This window comes from Bradyrhizobium nivariense, assembly GCF_029846695.2.
Classification (GTDB): Bacteria; Pseudomonadota; Alphaproteobacteria; order Rhizobiales; family Xanthobacteraceae; genus Bradyrhizobium.
Genome location: NZ_JARWCR020000148.1, coordinates 1 through 3706, shown reverse-complemented (window position 1 = coordinate 3706; position 3706 = coordinate 1). Strand labels below are relative to the sequence as shown.

The window sequence follows — 3706 nt, the reverse complement described above, 5'->3', positions numbered from 1 at the left end:
CCACCCCGCGCCGGGGTAACCCGGCGCCAAGCCGAACACGACATCCAACCTCCAGCGCTCCGCCCCGACAGCGACCGAACAAAGACAAGAAAACTCTCGACTTCATAGTTTTTCAGCAGACTGCTAGGTCTTTCCCCGTCCCTCCCGCCGCCCCGGCCATGCCCGGGCGGCGGTCTTCGTCTGCCCGGGCGGCGGCCTTCGCCTGCCTGGGCGGCGGCCCTCGTTTTGCCGGTAAATCGTGGGGAACCATCGCGCAATCCCTTGAAACGGATGACTTTACGCGCCACCTTGCGCGACCCTGACGGCTTTGGTCATATCGGCTGGATGATCCGGCTTTCCGGGGTCTTCGGTGCCGTGGCGCGCGTCCCGCCGCCCGGCTTTTCCAAATTTGTGTTTCCTTGGGGATCGGGCGAGTAGTGCAATGAAGGTTACGGTCGAACGCGCGCAACTCCTGAAGTCGCTGGGCCACGTCCACCGCGTGGTCGAGCGCCGCAACACGATTCCGATCCTCGGCAACGTGCTGGTCCGGGCCGAGAACGCGAAATTGTCGCTGAAGGCGACCGACCTCGACCTCGAGGTGACGGAAACGCTCGCGGCGGAAACCGCGACCGCGGGCTCCACCACCGTGCCGGCGCACATGTTCTACGACATCGTGCGCAAGCTGCCGGATGGTTCGCAGATCGTGCTCGAGGCCGACGGCGACCGCGCCGTGCTGGCGATCCGCGCCGGCCGCTCCCGCTTCACGCTGCAGACGCTGCCGGAGAATGATTTCCCGGATCTGGCTGCCGGCGACATGTCGCATTCGTTCAACCTCGCGGCCAAGGACGTCAAGCGGCTGATCGACCGCACCCAGTTCGCGATCTCCACGGAGGAGACGCGCTACTATCTCAACGGCATCTATCTGCACGCCGCCGGCACGGCCAAAGCCGCCACCTTGCGCGGCGTCGCCACCGACGGCCACCGCCTCGCCCAGCTCGACCTGGTCCAGCCCAAGGGCGCCGACGGCATGCCCGGCGTGATCGTGCCGCGCAAGACGGTCGGCGAGGTGCAGCGCCTGATCGAGGACACCGAGGCCGAGGTCACGATCGAGCTGTCGCAGGCCAAGATCCGCTTCACCATCGGCAATGTGGTGCTGACCTCGAAGCTGATCGACGGTACCTTCCCCGACTACGGCCGCGTCATCCCGCAGGGCAACGACAAGGAGCTCGTCGTCGACAAGAAGGATTTCGAGAACGCGGTCGACCGCGTCTCGACGATTTCCAGCGAGCGCGGGCGGGCCGTCAAGCTGTCGCTGTCGCCGGGCAAGCTGGTGCTGTCGGTGACCAATCCGGATTCCGGCAGCGCGACCGAAGAGCTCGAAGTCGAATACGCTTCCGACGCCCTCGATATCGGCTTCAACTCGCGCTATCTGCTCGACATCGCCGCCCAGATCGAAGGCGACGTCGCAACGCTCCGGCTCGCCGACCCCGGCTCGCCAACGCTGGTGCAAGACCGCGACGACAAGAGCGCACTGTATGTGCTGATGCCGATGCGGGTGTGAGGGCTACCGGCGCCCCTTCGCATCGACTACATCAGTCATGGCCGGGCTTGTCCCGGCCATCCACGTCTTTGGAGGACCAAAACGTGGATGCCCGGCAATGACAAAGACACCATGACCCCTTCCCGCATTCATCGCCTGACGCTGACGCATTTTCGTAATTACCGGGCGGCGGGGCTCGAGGCGGCGGCTGACATGGTGGCGCTGGTCGGGCCGAACGGAGCCGGCAAGACCAATTGCATCGAGGCGATCTCGTTCCTGTCGCCGGGACGCGGCTTGCGGCGCGCGACGCTGGACGACGTTGCCGACAACCAGGGCGACGGCTCCTGGGCGGTATCTGCACAGGTCGAGGGCGCGCTCGGCCTTGCCACGCTCGGCACCGGCATCGATCCGCCGCGCGCCGATGCCGCGGTCAGCCGGCGCTGCCGCATCGACCGCGAACCGGTCAATTCGGCGGCGTCCTTCGGCGATCACATCCGCATGGTGTGGCTGACGCCGGCGATGGACGGGCTGTTCATGGGAGCGGCATCCGAGCGGCGGCGCTTCTTCGACCGCCTGGTGCTTGCCATCGACAGCGACCATTCCAGCCGCATCTCGGCGCTCGAACGTTCCCTGCGCTCGCGCAACCGCCTGCTCGAGACGCGCAATTACGACGACCATTGGTGTGACGCGATCGAGCGCGAGACGGCGGAGCTTGCGGTCGCGGTCGCCGCAACCCGCGGCCAGACCGCGGCACGTCTCACCGGCATGTTGAACGCACGCGCGCAGGCCTCCGCCTTTCCGTCCGCGCAGATCGCGCTCGACGGCTGGATGGAGAACGCGCTCCTCACAGAAACCGCGACGTCGGTCGAGGACCGCTACCGCCAGATCCTGCGCGACAACCGTCCGCGCGACGCCATCGCCGGCCGCACCACGGATGGTCCGCATCTCACCGATCTCCAGGTGATCTACGCGCCGAAAAGCATGCCGGCGCGCGATGCCTCGACCGGCGAGCAGAAGGCGCTGCTGATCGGGCTGGTGCTGGCGCATGCGAGCCTGGTCGCCGAGATGACCGGCATCGTGCCGCTGCTGCTGCTCGACGAGGTCGTCGCGCATCTCGATCCCAGCAGACGCACGGCGCTGTTCGACGAGCTGCGCAAGCTTGGCGCGCAGGTGTGGCTGACCGGCGCGGACCCGGCCGCCTTCGCCGAGATCGGCACCGGAGGCGAAATCTTTGACGTCGAAAGCGGACAGGTATCGGCCCGGCGGTAGTCGCCGCCGTTGAACCAGCCCCGTTGCCGCCGCGACTAGTTGCCAGAGGCCGCGGCGACGGCGTCGCAGCCGTTGCCATCGCGCGATGACACTGATGCGCGGGACATTCCTGGAGAGTGAGATGCGGACGGCAAGGTCCGGGGCGCAACCCCCGGCACGATGGCGGGCGTTTGCGTGCGGCCTCGTCTTGCTCGCGGCCTGCATGCTCGCGGCAAGCGCCGGCGCCTGGGTGCCGCATCTGTCGCCGCTGTTTTCGGCCGATCTCACGCCGGATCCCGATGCCAAGCTGCCTGCACCGACCCGCTACAGCTTCAGAGGAATTCACACCACCATGATGGTGGGGATTGAAGCGCCGCTCCGCGTCAAGCTCGAAGCCACCGTGCCCGCCCGGCTCAGCGACGTTCTCGCCTTCTACCGCACGGAGCTCGGAAAGCTCGGCTGGCAGGAGCAGCACGATGGCGCTGTCGTCTGCGTCGATCACGTCCAGCTCGCCTTCGCCTCCCCGCTCGGGCCGGCCATGCTGGAGCTCGGCCGCAAGGACGGCGGCACCTCGGTCCATCTCGTGCAGAAGAACTCGGATACTGCAACCAGGGCGAACGTCATGCCCGAACCGGGCCAGGCGATGCTGGTGTTCAGTAACATCGGCGAGACGGAAGCCGTGCTCGGGATCAATGAGCGGATCATCAAGCGCCCGGCTGGCGCTAACGCCGTATCGTTGGATCTGGCGCCCGGCAAGTATTCGTACGAATTGAGCGTGCCCGGCCGTCCGGCCCACACCAACATCGTCACCGTCGCGGCCGGCGACGCCTGGGAGCTCACCGTCGGGCGCGACGGCGAGGCATGGTCGCCGCTCCAGCTGTATTGAGGCGCCGCGAAGCAGGTGCGCTCCCTCTCCCGCTTGCTGGGAGGGTTGGGGTG

3 protein-coding genes are annotated in these 3706 nt (G+C 67.1%); all 3 read left to right on the top strand.

The genetic code is table 11. From position 1 onward, the window contains the following. Positions 1–421: 421 nt before the first annotated feature. Positions 422–1540 (top strand): DNA polymerase III subunit beta, encoded by a 1119-nt coding sequence (dnaN, locus tag QCM77_RS45350; protein WP_279667885.1) that lies wholly within the window; start codon positions 422–424, stop codon positions 1538–1540. A gap of 111 nt (positions 1541–1651) precedes the next feature. Further along, positions 1652–2788, top strand: a complete 1137-nt coding sequence (recF, locus tag QCM77_RS45345; protein ID WP_280097067.1) for a DNA replication/repair protein RecF — start codon at positions 1652–1654, stop codon at positions 2786–2788. 121 nt (positions 2789–2909) lie between these two features. Continuing rightward, positions 2910–3653: a hypothetical protein gene (locus QCM77_RS45340; protein ID WP_280097066.1), complete on the top strand. Its 744-nt coding sequence runs from the start codon at positions 2910–2912 to the stop codon at positions 3651–3653. Positions 3654–3706: the final 53 nt, after the last annotated feature.